This window comes from Desulfoluna spongiiphila, assembly GCF_900101345.1.
GTDB classification, from domain to species: Bacteria; Desulfobacterota; Desulfobacteria; order Desulfobacterales; family Desulfolunaceae; genus Desulfoluna; species Desulfoluna spongiiphila.
The window spans coordinates 1-19784 of sequence record NZ_FMUX01000008.1; the positions used below are offsets into that span (position 1 = coordinate 1).

Consider the following 19784-nt stretch of genomic DNA (forward strand, 5'->3'; position numbering starts at 1 on the left):
CCTGTTTCGCCCACCATCCGGGTCGTTAACTCAGTTGGTAGAGTATCTGCCTTTTAAGCAGAGAGTCACTGGTTCGAGCCCAGTACGACCCACCATATTTAAAGAAAGCCGAAGCCCATGCTTCGGCTTTTTTTATTGGGGATTTTTTTCTGTCTCCCGTGGCTTCTGCCCCAACATTCCTTGTGGAACACAGGGGCGGTATGGTAAAATTCGTTAAAAAGGCAATGATCTGAAACAGATCACCCGAAAAGGGCCCCTGACAGACAGTTCCTGCCTCTCATCCGTTTTTAAAACCGGATCCCGCCGATTGCGACGACCCCACGGACTCCTTCTCTTACCCGGTAAGGCCCATTCCACCATTCCATCTAAACAATAAAGGAGTGCCGTGTATGGATGCCAAACGATTTGATGAGGATATCAAAAAAACATTCGAACAGTTCGGAGAGACAGGCGTGAGCGTTCAATTGTTGTCCGCCAAGGACAGCCATGTCTCCCAACCCCCCTATGACTGGGTCCAGGTGATGATGAAAGTCATCCCCGTGGTTCCCGATCCCGAGCCCTGGGCCGAAACCTGGCGCTACGGCGGGGTGCTCCAGCACGATAAAATCCCTCTTCCCATCGGCATGAGGCCCATTGACGTCAGTCGCATGATCAGCGCCATTGATGCCGCTAAAAAACTCCCTCCGGGGTTCAACCTCCAGGGCGCGTCCTGCGACCTGTACTGGGCCCTGCATCCCGATGTCAAGGAGCCTTACTATCACTTCACCTCCGGGGACCTGACCATCTTGATCGGGGCCTACAGCGGTGACGTGATGGAACCCCAGTTTTAAACTGAAAAACGCCCCGGCAGGCGGGGCGTTTCGCTATATCAAAAAAACGGGTGACCCTGGATGACCGGGTCCCCGTTTTTTTTATGTGGTTGCAGGATGGCTCAGGCGGCCGGAACCGCCGTATCCTTGGCCCGGTAGGTCGCGATGGAATCCCAGGTCACCAGGGCCAGGGCGCTCCATATCAGAACAAAGGTGCGCACAAGGGAAGGGTCCAGGGGTTCTTTGAAATAGAACACGGCCAGCAGAAAGGTGCAGGTCGGTGCCAGGTACTGGATAAACCCGATGGTGGAAAGGGAAAGGGCCTTGGCCCCCAGGTTAAAGAGAAGCAGCGGCAGGGCCGTCATCAGGGCGGTGCCTATAAGAAGCAGGTCCGTGGCTCTTCCCGAGTGGAGAAAGGCGCCTTCTCCGGTTGCCCCCAGGTACCCCAGATAAATCGTGGCCGGAATGGCCATAAGAAGGGTTTCCACGGTCAGGCCCACCAGGGGCCCCACATCCACCACTTTGCGGATGAGGCCGTAAAAGGCAAAGCTGAAGGGCAGGGCCAGGGAGACCCAGGGCAGGGTGCCGTAATCGATGGTGAGCCAGGCCACACCGAGCCCGGCAAGGAGCACCGCGACCTTTTGTCTGGCCGTGAGTTTCTCCTTTAAAAAGATCATCCCCAGGAACACCGTGACCAGGGGGTTGATGTAGTACCCCAGGCTGGTCTGCATCACGTGCCCATGGTTAATGGACCAGATGAACAGGAACCAGTTTCCCCCCACAAGGCAGGTCGTGAGGGTGAGGACGGCCATGGTACGAAGGTTGGTCAGGGCCTTGAAAAACGGGCCCATTTTTTTCTGGAAGATCAGGATGGGCAGGAGAAAGGCGAGGGACCAGACCACCCGATGCATGAGGGTTTCAAAGGCCGGGACATGGGAGATGTGGTTCCAGTAAATGGGGGAGAGCCCCCAAATGAGAAAGGCCTGCATGGTAACAAGCAGGCCGGTGGCGGTTTCTGAACGAGACGGCATGGGGTATTCCTGTATGTCATTGAGTTGCCTTGACGTCAGCGTCAAGGCTGAAAAGATGAGTGATACCATGGGCCGTGCGGGCTGTCGAGGAAAACAGGGGGCAGGGAAGGGGAACCGCTTGTCCGGGGCTCAGCACAAAAACAGACGCATCGCAAACGCGAGGTCTTTTATGGTGAACGTTGGGTGAGCCGCCGTGTCACAGAAAGCTCAAGGCATGCCTTCGGGCAATGCACGCCGCTTCTTTTTCCAAGGTTGGCACACGCATCATCCACCCTAAACTATTCACTATTCACTATTCACTATTCCGCCGCCTTAACCCCTGAAAAACCACACACAGATCCTGCTCGGTAACCCGGGCAAGGAGCAGGTCGTCGTAGTCGGGTTCAGGGGAGAGGTCGGGACCCGCCGGTGGCTCGTTGCGGGGAAGGGCCGCCGTAAGGGTCCGGATGCGCGTCAACTCTCCGGGGTTTTCCAGCCCTCTGTTGTTTTCTACCCAGGCCGCACAATTGTCGTGGGCCCCCACAAAGAGCAGGTAGAGCTGCTCGTTTTTTTTCACGGCAAGCATGCGGTACCCCTTGCCGATGTCGAACTTTACGGCATGGCGGATTCGGCGCTCCCCGTGGTGGCTGAGTTTTCCCGCCTCGTTCAGGGGGCTCATGCCGTTGGCCGCCAGGCGGTTAATGATGGCATCTGCCTTGCGGCTTGCGGCAACGGCCATTTTGGATGACCGTTTCATGGCGCTGAGCTGCTTTTCAAATTGATGGGTAAGATGAATAAAGCGGATCATCGTGCCTCCGGATCGGAAACCGTGTCGTCCCCGGAGGGCTCGTGGCTGTAAGCCGTCAACCGAGAGCCCGCCGGGTCGGACAGGACAACCGTTATGAACAGCAGGAACCGTGGCTGCCGCAGGATGAGCAGCCGCTTGACAGCTTCAGGCTCGAACTGAGTTTAAAGCCCACATCCTTGAAATCCACCACCAGGGGTTGGGCCTGGTTGAGCAATTCGGTGTCGATGATGTACGCCATGCCATCTATGGTAAAGAGGGTGTCCCCGTCATTCTGCTGATCCACGGCCATGGCAAGCTGGGGGCCGCCGCAGCCTCCGGAGTTGAGGAAGACACGGATGGGGGCAGGGGTTCGGTTCTCAAAGTAGCGGGCGATTTCGTTTTGCGCCGCTTCGGTTACGGTAAACATCGGTGTTGTACTCCTTTACTGGGTTATGTAGGTGTTGTGTCGTTTATTGACCCAACGCATCAGGTTGTGGTTTCAATGCCTTGATTTTAAACTGTTTGATTTAGAATTCTCCGGGCGTCATATTGATCTCCTCAAGGGTGAAGACCGGTCCGTCCTTGCAGACCAGCTCCGTGCCGATGTTGCAGCGACCGCACATGCCGATGCCGCACTTCATGCGGTTTTCCAGGCTCATGATGATGTGGTCGTGGCGATACCCGAGTTTTTCCAGCACCGGCAGGGTAAACTTGATCATGACAGGGGGCCCGCAGACGATGGCGTAGGTGTCCTCCGAGGCCGCAGGCGCCACCTTTTCCACCAGGCTCGGCACAAAGCCGGTGTGATAGGGCCAGTCCGGGTCGTCGGTGGCGTCCACGGTGATGTGCATGCGGATGTCGTCCCGTTTTTCCCAGGCCATGAGCTCCTCCTTGTAAAGCAGCATACCCGGGCTCCGCGCGCCATAGACCACGTCCACGGACCCGAATGTTGACCGATGTTCGGGTTCCAGGATTCTCTTGATGGAGGAACGCAGGGTGGTAAAGGCAAACCCCCCGCCCACGATGAGGATATGTTTACCGGCCAGTGTCTCCCAGGGGTATGCTTTGCCCAACGGGCCCCGGACCCCCATGACCTCCCCCACCTTCATGTCATGGAGGTGGGCGGTTACCTTGCCTGTTTTGAACACGGTGAACATGAGGAACCCTTTCTCGGTGGGAGAAGAGGCGATGCCGATGGGAATTTCCCCCACCCCGGGAATGGAGAGTTCCGCAAACTGGCCGGCTTCATAGGCAAAGGCGGCTTCATGGTCGGGGTCCAGGAAGCTGAACCGGTATGTCTTCAGGCTTTTATCTTCAGTGGCCACATCAATGGCATCGATGCGAACCGGATACGGTACGTATGGATTGTGCATGGTTCTTTCCCCTTATGCCTTTGCGTTCATGGTGGCGCACACCTCGCGGATGTCGATACCCGCAGGGCACTGGTCGATGCATCGGCCGCAGCCCACGCACATGATGCCTTGCCCGTATTTTTCCGGAAAATACTTCAGCTTGTGCATGAATCGCTGGCGGGTCCGCTGCATGGGGGTCTCCCGGGGGTTGTGGCCGGAGCCGTGGCGGGTAAACAGGGACGTCATGCATGAGTCCCAGTTTCTCATGCGGTAGCCCGTGTCCCCATGCACCTCGTCCTGGATGTCAAAACACCAGCAGGTGGGGCAGGCATAGGTGCAGGTACCGCAATTGAGGCAGGCAAAGGTGGTCTGGTCCCAATGTGCCGCCCCGTGGAGATCCAGGACGGTTTTGTCCTGAATGCGATCAAAGGAGAGGGAAGAGGTGATGGCTTTCTCCGCCGCCTCTTTTTTCGACGCCAGAAGGGCCTCGGCTCCATCGCCGGCCTCTGTTTCAAATCCGGCACAGGCCGCCCAGGCTGCCCCTTTGTCTGTAAGGACCCTTGCCAGGTAATGGTCTCCGTCATCCACGAGCATCACGTCCAGGCAGGACTCATCAAAGGGCCCGGTGCCGCAGCTGGTGGAAAAGTCGGTGGCCGAAGGCGCGTTGACCGCAAGGCCGATCCAGGTGCAGGCCCCATAGGCTGCCACCACGTACGGATCCCTGAACTCGTCGGTGTCGAAGTTGAGGCGCACGAGTTGAAGTGCCTTTGCATCGTTGGGGCGGATGGCCACCACCGCGCGGGGCCGGGTGTCGATTTCCACCGATTCGTACATGTCTTTTTTCGGATCCCCCTCCTTGAAGGAGCAGGTCATCATCACCTGGGAAGCCGGAAACACAACACCTTTGGGAGACAGGCGGGTCTGCCTGCCGTCCATGGCCGGGTATTCGCCATCTTTGAGTTCCCGAAAGCCCGGGACCTCGCCCTCGGCTGTGGGCCCCACCAGGGCGTAGGTACGCCGCGTACGGTCCAACCCCTGGTTCCAGCCTGATTTATCGATACGCAATATGGTCATCGGTATTATCCTTTATGCCTCCGGTGGCCGGGGTTTTCTCTTTATGACACCGGGCTTGCCGTGTGGTTTTGCCCGCCCCTGATCCCGTCAAGTACATGGGATCGGCCCGAAACACGGGGCCCGGGGCTAACCGCCGGAGGCTTTTTTTATGTTACAGAATAAACGCTTCCGGGTCGTCGAGACGGAAGGTGTCCTGGGCCGGGCGGGTCTCCGTTGTGAGCCCTGCTTCGAGTCCCCAGTTTTCTGTTGCGGTTTTTTCCATCTTACGGGTCAGCAACTGCACGGGCACGCCCATGGGGCAGGCCGATTCGCAGGCGCCGCACTCGGTGCAGCGACCGGCACAGTGGATGGCCCGGAGCATATGGTAGGTACGCACATCCACGGGGTCTGTGCCTTTGCCCACCCACTGCGGGCTGGACTCGTCCACAAAGCAGGTGGGGCAGTAGCACAAGGGGCACGCGTTTTTGCAGGCGTAGCATCGGGTACAGGCCGAAAAGGCCTGGTCAAAAAATGCCCACTTTTCGTCGCTGGGTTTGGCCTCGATCTCCCGGATATCTGCGTAGCGGTCGATACCGGTCTGTTCGGGGACGGCATCGGCCACCATATAATCGGCAATCACAGGATTGCGGTGGGTGCACAGGGCGCAGTTGCGGCGCAACAGATCCGTTTTGGCGATACGCTCCTCGCCGCTTGCCGTGGCAAGGATCAGGTTGTCCCCGTCCTCTTTGGCTGCCAGGATCTCTCCGGCTGCGGCGTCTGCGGCTTTTTTCGGGTCGATCATACCGGTGCACGGCACGCCGATGATCACCACGTCATCCCGGTTGATCCGGTTCTCCACCACGAGTCCCACGATGTTTCGTGAATCGCACCCCTTGGCCACCACCGCCACCTTGCCCATGCCTTTGTGCAGGTACGTGGCCAGGTTCAACCGGCAGTTGGTATCCCAGCAGAGCATTGCTGCCTCATCCGGTGTCGTGGCCAGATAGGGCTCTGTGGTCATGGGGAGGGATCCTTTTCTGAAGCCAAGCACCGCTGTCACCTCACCGGTTTCAAGGAGCTCTTTTGCCTTGGCCTGAATGGTCTTTTCGTATGGGTTCATGCGGCACTCTCCTCGGGGCTTTCTTTGATAAACACCGTGGCAGGCCCCAGCTCTCTTACTTCGTCAATGACCTTGTTGGCCACCTCGGCAAACTTTACCCCTTCGGCCGAGGAGATCCAGGAGAAGTGAAGGCGTCCCGGCTCAATGCCGTTAAACTCAAGCATCTCTTTCAAGAGGGTAAACCTGCGCCGGGCGTAGTAGTTGCCCTCGATGTAGTGGCAGTCCCCGGGGTGGCACCCGGAGATCCAGACACCGTCAGCCCCTTTGCGCAGGGCGGCAAGAACCATCTTGGGTGAGATCCGGCCCGAGCAGGGGACGCGGATGACCCGCATGTTGGGAGGGTATTGAAAACGGCTCACGCCCGCCAGGTCGGCGGCGCCGTAACTGCACCAGTTGCAGAGAAAGGTGACGATTTTCGGTTCAAACGAACTCATATATTTATCTCCAATTAAGGGCATGGAAAAAAGATGCCTCCGGCGGCCCTGCCGGGGGACACGCTTTTGAAACGTTTGACAAACAGGCGAACCTAAATGTTGTCGATCATGGCCATGAGTTGGCCCTCTTCGAACCCTTTGAGCTGCAGGGCACCGCTGCGGCAGGAGGCAACACAGGCGCCGCAACCCTTGCAGATGACGGGGTTGATGCGTGCCTTGCCGGTGTCCTTGCCTTCGGTCATGAGGCTCGGGGCGTTGTAGGGGCAGACCGCCTCACAGACGCCGCACCCGCTGCACAGGGACGGGTTCACCTCGGCCACGTTGCCGCTGGTGTTGATGGTTTTTCCTGAAAGCAACCGGGTGGCACTGGATGCCGCGGCCTGGGCCTGGGCGATGGATTCGTCCACGGGTTTGGGATAGTGGGCCAGCCCGCAGAGGAACACCCCGTCCACGGCAAAATCCGACGGGGCCAGCTTGACGTGGGCCTCGGCAAAGAAGCCTTCGTCGTTGATGGGGACCTTGAAGAACCGGGCCAGTTTTTCATCCCGGTAGGGGGTCACGGCCGTTGCCAGGGTGAGGAGGTCGGCGTGGATGGCCAGGGGTTTGTTGAGCACATGGTCGGTGACGGTGACCGTGAGGTGCTCGCCGCTGTTTTCCACCACGGGTTTGTTGTCCACGTCATAACGGACAAAAATGATCCCTTTTTCCCGGGCTTCCTGGTACAGGGCTTCGCGCTCCCCGTAGGTACGGATGTCCCGATAGAGCACAAAAATCTGCATCTCGGGGTTCAGCTCTTTCAGGTGCAGGGCCGAGACCACGGTGTGGGTGCAGCAGATGCGCGAGCAATAGGGGCGGTTCGGTTCACGGGAGCCTACGCACTGAATAAAGACGGCGCATGTTGCATCCCTCAGCCCGGAGTCGCCGGCCACGAATTTTCTGTCGAGTTCAAGGCCCGTGACGACCCTGGGATCTTTTCCGTAGAGGTATTCATCGGGTGTGTGCTCCGAGGCCCCGGTGGCAATGATGGTCACCCCGTGTTTTGTCTGGGTCGTGCGGTCCCCTTGAGTCACCGTGGAGTTGAAGTTGCCCACGAACCCGTCCACGTCCGAGAGCTCGGCATCCAGGAACAGGTCGATGTTGGGGTCGGCCTCCACGTCCGTCACCATGGCTTTCAGGCCGTCCTGGATCGACTCCCCCTTGGAGGTCGTGAACAGGCTCGCCGCCTGTCCGCCCAGGGACGTTTCTCTTTCCACGATGGAGACATGGTACCCCTGGCCGGAAAGGGCCCTTGCCGCAGCCATGCCGGAGAGGCCTCCGCCCACCACAAGGGCGTTCTGGTCTATGGAGAGTTCGGCCTCGGACAATGGGGCAAAAAGAGCCACCTTGGCAACGGCCATGCGCACCATCTCCATGGCTTTCTCCGTGGCCTCGGCCGGATGGTCCTTGTGGACCCAGGAGTTGTGGTTCCTGATGTTGACCATCTCAAAGAGGTACTTGTTGAGCCCTGCGTTGATGAGGGTCTCCTGGAAGAGGGGATCGTGGGTCCTCGGAGAACAGGCCGCCACCACGATGCGGTTGAGATTCTGCTCCTTGATGACCTTGGTCATGGCATCCTGGGTGTCCTGGGAGCAGGAGTAGAGGTTGTCCCCCACATACTCCACAAAGGGAAGAGCCCTTGCAAAATCCCGCACGCCAGGCACATCCACCACGCTTCCGATGTTGATCCCGCAGTGGCAGACAAAGACGCCGACCCGCGGGCGCTCACCCGTGATGTCGGTCTCTTTCGTCGCGGTGACGGCCTTTGTCAGGGTTCCGCGGGCCGAGGCGAGGGCCGCCCCCGCCGACAGGGCTGCTGAGCCCGCTTCAATGACCGACTGGGGAATGTCCTTGGGCCCCTGGAGGGCTCCGCAGACAAAGACGCCGTCACGGGTGGTGGCCACGGGATTGAAGGAACCGGTTTTGCAAAAGCCCCCGGGGGTGAGTTCGACGCCCAGGGTGTGTGCCAGGTCCTTCACCTCCCGGGAAATCTCCATGCCCACGGAGAGGACCACGATATCGTAAATCTCACGGGTTAAGCTGCCCGTGGCCTCGTCCACGTAGTCAAGGACCTGGCCCGGGGTATCGCCGGGCTGGCCGAAAACCGAATGAACGCGGCAGCGGACAAAGCGGATCCCGTGTTTTTCCTTTGCCTCGTTGTAGCAGCTTTCAAAGCCTTTGCCGTGGGTGCGCATGTCCATGTAAAAAATGGTGCAGTCAAGACTCGGGTCATGCTCCTTGGCGATGATGGCCTGCTTGATGGCGTACATGCAGCAGACGCTGGAGCAGTGGCCGTTGTCGCAGGTGTTGATGTCCCGTGAGCCGATGCACTGGAGCCAGGCGATTTTCTTGGGCTCGGCGTGGTCGCTCATGCGCACCACGTGGCCCTGATTGGGGCCCGAGGCGGAGAGGAGCCGCTCAAACTCCAGGGAGGTCACCACATCGGGACTCCCGTCGTAGTTGTAGATATCCTTTCCACTGGGGTCGTAGGCCTTGAACCCCGGTGCGAGGATGATGGATCCCACGGTAAGGGACAGGGTCTTGTCCGTGTCTTCATAGTTGATGGCACCGGCCGGGCAGGTCTTCTCGCAGATGCCGCACTTGCCCTTGGTGAGCTTCAGGCAGTTGTCGGCATCGATGCAGTACTTGAGGGGCACGGCCTGGGGGTAAAGGGCATAGATGGCTTTGCGTTTCACCAGGCCCTGGTTGTAAACGTCCTCCACCTTTTTGGGACATTTTTCCGTGCACGCGCCGCAGGCGATGCATTTGTCCATGTCCACGTAGCGGGCCTTCTGGAACACCTCCACCGTAAAATCGCCTTTCTCACCCGAAACCCCTGTGATCTCGGAGAGGGTGAGCAGCTCGATGTTCATGTGGCGCCCCACCTCCACGAGCTTGGGGGACATGATGCACATGGAGCAGTCGTTGGTGGGGAAGGTCTTGTCCAGCTGGGCCATGACTCCGCCGATGGAAGGGGATTGTTCCACCAGATAGACTTTGTATCCGGAGTTGGCAAGGTCCAGGGCGGCCTGGATGCCGCCGATGCCGCCCCCGGCGATGAGTACCGATCCGATTGTTTGCTTTACAGTCATTGGTCTCTCCTTACAGCCCGAAGTCGGCCAGGTCAGGCCCAAGGTAGGTGCGTTCGTTTTCGCCCAGGATACCTAAAGACAGGCAGATGAGGGTCCAGAGGTGCACCGTGTGGTACGTCCCGTCGAAATGGTGGCCGATGTCCTCCACCTGGGCGTGGCAGTTGTGGCAGGGGGTGATGACGTAGTCGGCCCCGGTGGTCTGGATCTGGTTGAATTTCACCTTGCCGTATGCCTGGCGCTCTTCGGTGAAACCGGCCTGAAGGGAGCCGCCCCCGCCTCCGCAGCAGAAGTTCATGGAGCGGTTGGGGACCATGTCGATGAAGTTCTCCTCACCCACCACTTTTTTCACCACGAAACGCAGGTCGTCGGCCAGTTTGTCCCCCAGGGATTTTCTCACCACGTTGCAGGGGTCCTGGACGGTGAATTTTATCCCGCCGGTATTCCAGTCGGCGTTGACGGGCAGTTTGCCTTCCCGAATCCACGTTGCGTAGTATTCGATGATGCTCCTGAATTCGAACTTGTGGGGGATGTTGAACCGGCGAAGGCCCTGCCAGACGGCATAGAAGGAGTGGCCGCACTCGGTGTTGATGAAGACCTTGCAGCCGAGTTTTTCGATATGTTCCACCTGGGCGCGGATGATGGCCTCCCAGGATTCGTCGTCGGCAAGGAACATGCAGTAGTTCTCGCCGCCCCACATCTTGGAATAGTAGGTCCAGTCGGCCCCCACGGTATGCAGGATTTTCCACAAGGGGAGAAGCTCATCGGGTTCGGTGACGGGTTCGCGCGAGTTCTGGTTGAGGGCAAAGTAGGCCCCTTCACGGTCAAGGTCGGCTTTGAGGTCTTCAAAACCGGGCTGCTCGCGGCACTCCTCGGCCAGGTCTTCGATGGTAAAGGCGAAATCCTCCAGGGGCACGCCCATGGCGCCCCCGCCGGAGTTGATGTGGTGGTCGCAGGAGCCGAGGATTCCCTTGGGCCGTTCCTCCCGGGGCCACTCCGCCCGAAGGTCGTAGATGAGCTGTGGGATGTTGATGCTCATGGGGCAGACATCGTAACACCGCTTGCACATGGTGCAGATCCAGACCCAGGGGTGACGTTCCAGCTCCTCGTCCATACCAAGGACCGCCATGCGCAAAAACCTGCGCGGGTCCATCTCCATCTGCCCCGATGCCGGGCAACCGCTGGTGCAGGTGCCGCAGGTGAGGCAGGCGCTCAGGTTCCCGTCGGGGATCATGTCCAGCGCCTTGTCCCGGATGCGTGATGGGGTTCCGGTAACTTCCAGTACTTCAGCCATTGTCTCTTAGTCTCCTCTTCAAACAGCGTCATATTCCGCTGCCCGCAGTATGCACCTCGGGCATACGGGATGTGTGATTCCCGCCACCGGCGGGAATTGTCTCCGCAATGGTTTGGGTGCCCGCTCCACGAGGGAGGGGGCAGGGGAGGTGAAGAGGAAATGGGCCTTTAGGCAAAAAGGAGAAAAGGGCTCATTTCCGGGTATCACCTGACGCACGTGTGCCGTGCTCATAAGCAACGGAAATCCGCCGATCACGGGCGGATCTGTTCGCTCCGTCAGTTGTACCCGGAAGGAAAAGGCATGACGTCTCCTGTGACATTGGGGTAAAGGGACCGGAACAGGCGCCGGTCAAATGACTGCCCCGCATGGGCATCGGTCCATTGATATATAGACATTCTAAATGTGTCAAATAGAAATAGTTAATGGGTCGATGGGGAGATATCGACGAAATGAATTTTGCAGCTACCGCAAAAGGCCAGCCTTAAAGCGTGCATCGATGAAAGGGGTGCCATCCATGCCCACCGGTATCTTGCATGATACGTGCCACCGTGACCATGGTCCGGGGGCCTGCGGGACATGGTTTTTATATGGGGTTCAAGGCCCTTGGATGTTCTGGGGCAACACACGGGAGGTGACAATAAAAGCTGAATGGGATTCATATCGTCTTTTTGTCGCAACGGTTGCGGCGTCTTCCTGACAAAGCAATCGAATAAGATAATCACACCGGGACCGGTGTCGATTCCGAAGGGCTCCAAGCAGCAACGGAGACCTCGCGTCCCCGGTAAAAACAAATCCCCCGCCAGGCCTGCCCTTATCTCGGTTCCGGCAGTTTTTGTTTTGCCTTTATCGTAGGGTAGATAGGGCTGTTCCGGAAATATTTTCTTAAATTTTGCTAAACTGCGCGTTCCTTTTGGCGATACGTATTCTAATCACTATCATTTACAAAATGGCAAAAAGAGCAGTCACACAAACCCCTGGCACAGGGCAGGAGTTGGTGCCCGTTCAGGGAAAAGGATTCTTCTAAACGGGGGGAAATCACGGGGGGAATTGCAGGAAAAGAAGAATAAACAAGAGAAATATACGCAGATGCTTAAATGCGCGGGAATGCCAGCGGTCTCGCTGCGGATCCGGTGAAGGGATCCCTCAGATTTGGTAGGCAGCTTTCCATGCTGCCGTGACACGGATGTCACATCAATGATGACAAGGAGTTGTAATGTTCAAGAAGGTCTCAATCAAAGCAAGGATCTATATCATCATCGGTATGGTCTTTCTCCTCTTCAGCGGCATGTTGTTCGGATCATTCAAAATCGGTTCACTGGCAAGGGAAGCCGGCATCCAACAAGCCGGAGAGGTGATGCTGAAAGGGCAAAAAGAAAAAATCAAGGTGGCCACCCATGCCATGGCCCTGTCACTTGGAAACGCCCTGGAAAAGGCATCGGATTCGGAGGTGGTTTCAGATGTGGTCCGAGAGGTCATCGCCCCCATCCGGTATGAAGAGGACAGATCCGGGTATTTTTTTGTGTACGACGGCTTTGAAGTCGTGTGCAACGCAGCCAACCTGTCGCTGACAGGTCAAAACAGGAAGAACTCCAAAGACGCCAACGGCGTCTATTACCTCATCGAGCTCGAAAAGGCGGCCAGTTCCGGAGGCGGGTTTGTCTCCTACAGCTTCCAGAAACCCGGAAAAGGGGTCCAGCCAAAGATCGGCTATGCCGAGAAAATTCCCGGCACCTCCTACTGGGTGGGCACCGGTGTGTATATCGACAACATCGAAGTGGAGAAGGGCATTATCCAGAAGGTCATCTCAGGCCAGGTGTCCCGCGGCGTCACCTTTGTGGCCGGGGTGGCCGGCGCCTTCTTTCTCCTGATCATCCTGCCCGTCACCCTGGTGATGGCCCTTGCCATTACCCGATCCTTGCGGCAGGCCATCAACGGCCTCAGGGACATTGCCGAAGGGGAAGGGGACCTGACCACCCGGCTTGCCATCACCAATGAGGACGAGACCGGCGAGCTGGCACACTGGATCAATGTCTTTATCGAAAACCTGCAGTCCATCGTCCGTGACGTGGCGGAAAACGCCATGGGGCTCAACAGCGCGTCCACGGAACTCTCTGCCGTGGCAACCCAGCTTTCCCAGGGAGCCGAAGAGGCATCTTCCCGATCGGACAGCGTGGCGGCGGCAGCCGAAGAGATGAACGTCACCATGACTTCCGTCGCCGCAGCCAGCGAGCAGGCGTCCACCAATGTGGGCATGGTGGCTGCCGCTTCCGAAGAGATGAGCGTCACGGTCCAGGAGATAGCGTCAAACTCCGAAAAGGCAAGCGGAATTACCCAGGGCGCTGTGACAAAGGCCAAGACAGCCACAGAGAAAGTTGACCTCCTGGGGGTGTCGGCCAATGAGATCAGCAAGGTCACCGAGGCCATCACCGACATCTCCGAGCAGACCAACCTCCTGGCCTTGAACGCCACCATCGAAGCGGCAAGGGCCGGGGAAGCGGGCAAGGGGTTTGCTGTTGTGGCCAACGAAATCAAGGCCCTTGCCGCCCAGACCTCGGAAGCCACCCAGGAGATCAAGCGCCAGGTGGAGGGCATCCAGGGCTCCACCCGGGATACCGTAACGGAAATCCGTTCCATCTCCGATGTCATCGTGGAGGTCAACGACATCGTCTCCACCATTGCGGCATCGGTGGAAGAGCAGGCCGTCACCACCCGGGAGATCTCCGGGAATGTGGCCCAGGCCGCCCAGGGCATCGAAGAGGTCAACGGCAACGTGGCGGAGACCTCCATGGTGTCGGAGAACATCGCCCGGGAGATCAGCGCCGTGAACAGCGGCAGCGCCGAAATCGCCTCAAGCAGCACCATGGTGAGCACCAGCGCGGAAGAGCTCTCCCGGCTTTCGGAGTCCCTGACGTCCATGGTGTCGAGATTTAAGGTGTGAAAGAGGTCATAGGAAAAACAGGACATAGGTCATAGAACAAATAAGCGAAAAATAAAAAGCGCCCCCACATTTGCTGTGGGGGCGCTTTGATTTTTATGACCTGTTTTTCCTGTTTCCCTGTTTTTCCTAATTTATACTCGGCCCTTCCATGAAATCGGTCTCCTGCATGGGGCCGTGGAACACCTCGATGCGGGTTCGGATGGATTCGAACTCGTCGTCGCCGATGACGCCCTGCACCTTGAGCCAGTGAAATTTCCGGATCTCTTCCCCGGGGTCGTTGGCGTAATCGATTTCACCGTACCAGGAGAGAAGCTGGCTTTTGCGTCGTTTCATGATCTCGTCAAGGATCTCTTCGTGTCGGTCGTCACGGATAAGGTACACCTCTCCGGCGTCGGTTTTAAGGACCGTATACGGCGTGACGACATACCGGTAAACAAGAAGGCAGATGCTGGCGGCCAGGGGCCAGTGCAGCGCAAGGTCCAATTCGGATACTGGGCCGGCCAGCCCGGCAACAATCCGGCACAGCCACACGATGAGCATAACGGCAGCGGCATTGAGAAACCAGGGGCTTCGCGCCTCCATGACCGTTGTCTCCATGGGCACATCGGCGTAGTGCACGCCGAAGGAGCGGGATCCGGCCTCATGTCCCATGGTGTAAGTCAGGCGTTCATCTTCAAAGGTGAAGCGCGTCCTGTTAAGGTAGCGTTTCTGTTCTATCTCCATGCATCCCTCCGGAGATGGCTGGGTTGACATACAAAATTCGTATCAAGGCAACATAAAAAAACGGTCGCCCGCATGGACGCTCTGGCGTCTAAAGACGTGTGCATCCTTGCATATTAGGGCATTTGTTTTTGCAAACATTAAACAAACTCTCCGGGAATGGCAATAACAATATGGTTGACAGGCCAAGCCGGGTTTGGATCCGTCGATGGTGTCCGTACAACCACCCGTACCGGGAACAATCAACTCATTCTACCATGGCGACGGCAGGTAAAAGAGGAAAAAACGGGACGTGCACATGGACTCCGCGTCAAGTTCCCGATTGACGTAAGCTTTCTGTTCAGGCAGGGTCAACAAGGGGTGTGCCATGGGGGCAAGGCGTTACCGCGGTGTGACGGCGGTGGGGGGAGCAAAGGGGTATGCTGAAATTTCGTTGGCTGGCGACAGAGGAAAAACGGAACATCGTTTCCGTGGTGAACTCTCTTCCGGATCCGGTGTTTATCATGGACCGGCAGGGACGTTACCTCGACGTACTCGGGGGAACGGAGCGCAGCCTTTACGACAACCCGGGCTACCTCAAGGGCAAAACCCTCTACGAGGTGCTTCCCGAAGCGTCGGCAGACCACTACCTTTCCATGATTCACAGCGCCCTTGATACGGGAACCATTCAAGTGGTGGAGTACAGTCTCATGCCCGACACCCTGAAAAACAATCCCGGAGATGGCCCGCGCCACCTCCAGTGGTTCCAGGGAAGGATATCGCCCCTTCATACCGGAGAGGGACCACCTGAGCTGATCTTGTGGACCGTCATCAACATCACGGAAAAAAAGCAGGTCGAACTGGAACGGGACCGGGCCATGGCTGACCTTGAGAAGGCCCTGGCCGAAATTCGAACCCTTAAGGGAATCCTTCCCATCTGCAGCGCCTGCAAAAAAATCCGCGATGAGCAAGGGGAGTGGCATCCCCTTGAGACCTATATCTCCCATAATTCCGAGGCGGATTTTACCCATGGGATCTGCCCGGAGTGCAAACACAAACTCTATCCGGAGTGTTGCAGGGATACCCCAGGCAACATGTGAACATCCTTATGCCGTCGAGGCGGCCACCCTGGCCGGAACAGGGGTAATGCGCAAGGTCCCCGCCACCCGGCTCTCTTCCACAAACAACCTGCACCCATACACGGTTTCCAGCCGGTTTTTCTCCAAAACCTCCGCCGGGGTCCCCAGGGCCGCCACGGCTCCCCGATGGATAAGGCAGAGGGCATCGGCGTACATGGCGGCCAGGTTCAGGTCGTGGGAGACCATCACCACCCCCGTTCCCCGTTCATGCTTCAACCGCTCCATCAAATCCATGATACGCACCTGATGGGCCAGATCCAGTGCCGAGGTGGGCTCGTCCAGGAGAATGAACTCGGGCTGCTGGCACACGGCCCGGGAGATGAAGACCCGCTGTTTTTCTCCGCCGCTGAGGGCATCCACCGACCGGTCTGCCAGGTGCAGCACATCGGTAAAGGCCATAGCCTCTTCGGCAAGGGCCAGGTCCTCCTCTTTGTGAAAGCCCAGCATGCCCAGATGGGGCGCCCGCCCCATGAGAACCACCTCCCGTACCGTCAAGGTAAAAGCACTCTCAACGGATTGGGGCAGAAACGCGATGCGGCGCGCAAGTTCCCGCCGACTCAAGCGGGAAAGTGGGGTGTCATCCATGGAGACTTCGCCTTTTCGGGGGCGGGCAAGGCCTGCCAGGCATTTCAGCAGGGTGGTTTTTCCCGTGCCGTTGGGCCCGGCGATGATGAAAAAAGAGCCCCTTTTGATGGAGAGGCTGATGTCCGTGAGCACCTCATGGTCGCCGTAACCGGTGGAGAGGCCGCATGTGGAAAGGGGAGAGCAAGGCGTCGCACAATTCGTTGTCACGATCGGCCCCTCCTTTTAAGAAGCATGATGAACAAGGGAGCACCCAGGATGGCGGTGATGACCCCCACGGGAATTTCCCCTTCCCGTGGAATCCACCGGGCCAGCAGGTCACAGATCACCATGAAGGCCCCTCCGCCCACGATGGTGGCAGGCACCAGCACCCGGTGATCCGAGCCGAACACCTGCCGGAGGATATGGGGCACCACCAGGCCCACAAACCCCATGAGCCCGCTCTGGCAGACCATGGCACTCACCATAAAGGAGGTGGCTACAAGAAGGACAAGGGTGGTGCGGCGGATCGAAACACCCATGGCCCGTGCCATTTCGCGCCCCATGAGCATCAGGTTCATCTTGTGGGAGAGAAGAAAGATCACGACAAAGCAGGGCAGCACCAGAAGGGCCACCAGCCCCACCTGGGACATGTCTGCAGACGAAAGGTCCCCCATGAGCCAGAACATGATGTCGTGGAGCTTGTTCTCTTCGGAGATGGAGATGAGAAACATGATCACCGCCGAGCAGAAGGCGTTGACCATGACACCGGACAGGAGCATGGCGTCCCGGCCCACCCGGCTTTCACCCCTGGCAAGGAGAAGGACCAGAAACAGGGTGGTCATGCTGCCGGCAAAGGCCGTGAGGCTCACCCCCGGGACCCGTGCAAACCCGGCAAGGATCCCCATGATGGCCCCGGTGGCCGCACCGCCGGAGATGCCCAGGATATAGGGCTCGGCCAGGGGGTTGCCCAGAAGGGCCTGAAACACCAGTCCCCCCAGGGAGAGCACCGCCCCGCAGAACAGGGCCATGAGGACCCGGGGCAGGCGGATGCGCTCAATGATGGCGAGCTGCAGACTGTCCGCATCAAGACTGCCCGTCAGAAGCTGCACCACCGGATGAAGGTCGATGCCGGACGGACCGGTGGCCAGTCCAAGGACAACCGCAGCCCCCAGAATCAGGGAGAGCAGGGCGGTGATGGAGAGGATACGTCGAAAAAGGCGCCCCTGTACCCGGGATGTGTCGCTCACCGAACCGCCTCCTTGAAAAGGGTGGGGTGGATCAGGGCCGCCAGCATGGCCAGGCCGTCCACCACGCGCGGCGTGGGGCGATCCAGGATATCCGAGTTCACGATATGGATGTTGTTCATTTGAACGGCGGGAAGGGAGGGCCAGCTCTCCCACCCTTGTTTCACCGACTCAAAGTCGTCGTTTCTGGCCATGGAGGTGATGATGATCATCTCAGGAGCCAGTGCCAGCACCTGCTCTTTGGAAAATCGGGGGTAGGGGGTCTTGCTGGTGACGATGTTCTCTCCGCCGGCCCGCCGAATCATCTCATCGAGGAAGGTGTGTGTGCCCACGGACACGATGGGGGAGATGCCGATCTGGAAAAAGAGGCGTGGCTTGTGGGCCACCCCGGCAATGGCCCGGTCGATGGAGGCCAGCTGTGCCTCCATGGCTCCGGTGATGGCCCGTGCTTTATAGGTTGCATTAAGGAGATCGCCTATCTCATTGATAGAACGGATGATGGTATCAATGCCATCCGGATTGACCGTGTACACGGGAATGCCGAAGGCCTTTATCCGCTCCACCACTTTTTCCGGGTTCCCGTCCTTCACCGCCAGGCAAAGATCTGGCTTTAAAGAGACAATGGTTTCAAGCTCGGGGCGAATGTAGCTTCCGACCCGGGGAAGTTTTTTTGCCGCTTCCGGGTAATCGCTGTAGCGGGTGACACCGGTAAGGAAGGATCCCTTTTCCAGGGAAAAGACGATCTCTGTGATGCTGGGGGCCAAAGACACCACCCGAAGGGGACGGTCAGGAACCGTGACGGTACAGCCTGTGGTATCGGTGAATGTCTTTGCCTCTCCGGGTGAAACGGAAAGGCCGCTGCAGAACATACCCAAAGCGAGGATAAGGATAACGCGTAAGGCTCGATTTTTCATGATGTTATCAGTGAGCTCCCATGGGATCGGGTCCCCGCACATCCGTGGATATGCTTGAATCCAAAGGGTTCGAGCCTGATTGCCGGATTCTCCCCACAAGGGAAAATTATCCTTGACATAGGACATTTCTATGGAATAGTAAACGAGAAATTCAGGTGCTTTTCACCTTTGCACGGAGCAAGGGGGGAAGAGAATAGGGAATCCCGTGAAATTCGGGAACGGACCCGCCGCTGTAAGTGGGGACTGTTTCGGCCACCATGCCACTGGGTGTTGCAAGACACTCGGGAAGGCGCGCCGAACGGAGTGATCCGCGAGTCAGAAGACCTGCCTGGATGGAGATTGTCTCTACGCCCGTGGTAAAGGCCGAGATGCGCTGCGATGCATGCTTTTTTGTGTGCCACGCCTTTTTATGTGGGAAAATACGGATCCCCGCACCTTGAACCAGAGGTGCGGGGATTTTTTGTTTTTATGACCCGCACCCTCCATCCCGGCCTTTTTTATATGTATTCCAACGGATACCACGCCGTTGCCGCATCACAGGAAGGAGTCAATTGCCATGGAATGGAAAAGCCTGATTGCCGGATTGGTCTTTACCATGGGAATTTACGCCGCCAAATGCGGCATCGGCCTGGCCTGCGGGTGGGCGGAACAAGGGAACAAGGGGCGTCAATTCACCTTTCTCGGGGCAGCGGCCCTTGCCTATACCCTCCTGTTTGCCGGGAGTTACCTGCTCCTTACCCGTGTAAATCTCTTAAACCAGCTCCTTATCGTAGAGCACCTGGTGAAGTGGGCCATGGCTGTTCACGCTGCCATGGCCTCGCTTCTCCTCGTGTGGGGCACCGCCTTGCTGAAAAAACCTTCAACAGAAACGGGTCCCGTCCGGGGCTGGCTGCTTTTTGCCCTGCCGTGCCCGGTGTGTATGGGGGTGATTTTACTCACCGTTGCCTTTGTCATAAGTTTTTTTCCGGAAACGGCCTTTGCCATGACCGCCATGGCCTGGGGCGTTTTCGCTGTTGTGGCCTCTGCCGGATTTTTTATCGCCCGGGGCCTGGGCGAGCGGTTTGACACCCCACACCATGTGATGGGGACGATGATGGTCTTTGCAGCACTCTGGTTTCTCCTCACCGTCTTGGTGGTTCCCCATGTCTCTGAACTGCCGGATGTGTTTGCCATGGCGTCCAGCGCCACCGACGCGGCCCGCGACCCGGGAAGTGCCCCCCTGTGGGTGCTCGTTTTCGGATGTTGCCTGTTCAGCGCCGGTGTCTGCGCGGATCGGTTTATTCATACTCATTGACGTTTTTT

At 58.1% G+C, this 19784-nt stretch carries 17 protein-coding genes, 1 tRNA gene and 1 riboswitch; of the genes, 5 read left to right on the forward strand and 13 right to left on the reverse strand.

Annotated elements, in window-relative coordinates; all coding sequences use genetic code 11:
* Nucleotides 1-19 precede the first annotated feature (19 nt).
* Both BLQ12_RS11840 and BLQ12_RS11845 read left to right on the forward strand, forming a co-directional pair.
* A tRNA-Lys gene (locus BLQ12_RS11840) sits at nt 20-95 on the forward strand.
* A gap of 294 nt (nt 96-389) precedes the next feature.
* Complete coding sequence (locus tag BLQ12_RS11845) at nt 390-830, forward strand: hypothetical protein (protein WP_092210870.1); 441 nt, start codon at nt 390-392, stop codon at nt 828-830.
* A 101-nt stretch (nt 831-931) separates the two neighbouring features.
* Here BLQ12_RS11845 and rarD read toward each other — a convergent pair whose 3' ends face one another.
* The 9 genes from rarD to BLQ12_RS11890 all read right to left on the reverse strand — a co-directional run bounded on the left by rarD (nt 932) and on the right by BLQ12_RS11890 (nt 10984).
* The gene (gene rarD / locus BLQ12_RS11850; RefSeq protein WP_175469699.1) at nt 932-1840 is read right to left on the reverse strand and encodes an EamA family transporter RarD; all 909 of its coding nucleotides are present in this window, start codon (nt 1838-1840) and stop codon (nt 932-934) included.
* Between the two features lie 292 nt (nt 1841-2132).
* A complete protein-coding gene (locus tag BLQ12_RS11855) occupies nt 2133-2627 on the reverse strand; it encodes a hypothetical protein (protein ID WP_092210872.1) in 495 nt (164 codons plus the stop codon).
* 91 nt (nt 2628-2718) lie between these two features.
* On the reverse strand, nt 2719-3033 hold the full coding sequence (locus tag BLQ12_RS11860) for an IscA/HesB family protein (RefSeq protein ID WP_092210873.1): 315 nt from the start codon (nt 3031-3033) through the stop codon (nt 2719-2721).
* A gap of 100 nt (nt 3034-3133) precedes the next feature.
* Nucleotides 3134-3979, reverse strand: a complete 846-nt coding sequence (locus BLQ12_RS11865) for an FAD/NAD(P)-binding protein (RefSeq protein WP_092210874.1) — start codon at nt 3977-3979, stop codon at nt 3134-3136.
* A 12-nt stretch (nt 3980-3991) separates the two neighbouring features.
* Entirely contained in the window at nt 3992-5032 is a 1041-nt protein-coding gene (locus BLQ12_RS11870) for a 4Fe-4S dicluster domain-containing protein (RefSeq protein WP_092210875.1), read from the reverse strand.
* Nucleotides 5033-5183: 151 nt separating this feature from the next.
* Nucleotides 5184-6131 carry a 4Fe-4S dicluster domain-containing protein gene (locus BLQ12_RS11875; protein ID WP_092210876.1) on the reverse strand — a complete coding sequence of 316 codons (948 nt, stop codon included), beginning with the start codon at nt 6129-6131 and terminating at the stop codon, nt 5184-5186.
* The gene (locus BLQ12_RS11880) at nt 6128-6565 is read right to left on the reverse strand and encodes a hydrogenase iron-sulfur subunit (protein WP_092210877.1); all 438 of its coding nucleotides are present in this window, start codon (nt 6563-6565) and stop codon (nt 6128-6130) included. Before BLQ12_RS11880 ends, BLQ12_RS11875 begins: the two co-directional genes overlap by 4 nt.
* A gap of 92 nt (nt 6566-6657) precedes the next feature.
* Entirely contained in the window at nt 6658-9693 is a 3036-nt protein-coding gene (locus BLQ12_RS11885) for an FAD-dependent oxidoreductase (RefSeq protein WP_092210878.1), read from the reverse strand.
* 10 nt (nt 9694-9703) lie between these two features.
* A complete protein-coding gene (locus BLQ12_RS11890) occupies nt 9704-10984 on the reverse strand; it encodes a (Fe-S)-binding protein (protein ID WP_092210879.1) in 1281 nt (426 codons plus the stop codon).
* A 1213-nt stretch (nt 10985-12197) separates the two neighbouring features.
* On the opposite strand from BLQ12_RS11890, the gene BLQ12_RS11895 reads away from it, so the two are divergent.
* Nucleotides 12198-13922, forward strand: coding sequence for a methyl-accepting chemotaxis protein (locus tag BLQ12_RS11895; RefSeq protein ID WP_092210880.1), 1725 nt, complete (start codon nt 12198-12200; stop codon nt 13920-13922).
* 126 nt (nt 13923-14048) lie between these two features.
* On the opposite strand, the gene BLQ12_RS11900 is transcribed toward BLQ12_RS11895, so the two are convergent.
* Nucleotides 14049-14645: a hypothetical protein gene (locus BLQ12_RS11900; RefSeq protein ID WP_092210881.1), complete on the reverse strand. Its 597-nt coding sequence runs from the start codon at nt 14643-14645 to the stop codon at nt 14049-14051.
* Nucleotides 14646-15061: 416 nt separating this feature from the next.
* Here BLQ12_RS11900 and BLQ12_RS11905 point away from each other — a divergent pair, with 416 nt between their 5' ends.
* Complete coding sequence (locus tag BLQ12_RS11905) at nt 15062-15721, forward strand: PAS domain-containing protein (RefSeq protein ID WP_092210882.1); 660 nt, start codon at nt 15062-15064, stop codon at nt 15719-15721.
* A gap of 6 nt (nt 15722-15727) precedes the next feature.
* Here BLQ12_RS11905 and BLQ12_RS11910 read toward each other — a convergent pair whose 3' ends face one another.
* From BLQ12_RS11910 to BLQ12_RS11920, 3 genes are read right to left on the reverse strand one after another with little or no spacing between them, the layout of a single operon-like run.
* Nucleotides 15728-16552 (reverse strand): ABC transporter ATP-binding protein, encoded by an 825-nt coding sequence (locus tag BLQ12_RS11910; protein ID WP_092210883.1) that lies wholly within the window; start codon nt 16550-16552, stop codon nt 15728-15730.
* Nucleotides 16549-17571, reverse strand: a complete 1023-nt coding sequence (locus BLQ12_RS11915; protein ID WP_254782045.1) for a FecCD family ABC transporter permease — start codon at nt 17569-17571, stop codon at nt 16549-16551. The genes BLQ12_RS11910 and BLQ12_RS11915 overlap by 4 nt, the downstream gene beginning before the upstream one ends.
* On the reverse strand, nt 17568-18482 hold the full coding sequence (locus tag BLQ12_RS11920; protein ID WP_092210884.1) for an ABC transporter substrate-binding protein: 915 nt from the start codon (nt 18480-18482) through the stop codon (nt 17568-17570). The genes BLQ12_RS11915 and BLQ12_RS11920 overlap by 4 nt, the downstream gene beginning before the upstream one ends.
* A gap of 136 nt (nt 18483-18618) precedes the next feature.
* Nucleotides 18619-18828, forward strand: a riboswitch (cobalamin riboswitch).
* 210 nt (nt 18829-19038) lie between these two features.
* Here BLQ12_RS11920 and BLQ12_RS11925 point away from each other — a divergent pair.
* Complete coding sequence (locus BLQ12_RS11925) at nt 19039-19776, forward strand: DUF2162 family putative transporter (RefSeq protein WP_092210885.1); 738 nt, start codon at nt 19039-19041, stop codon at nt 19774-19776.
* Nucleotides 19777-19784 lie beyond the last annotated feature (8 nt).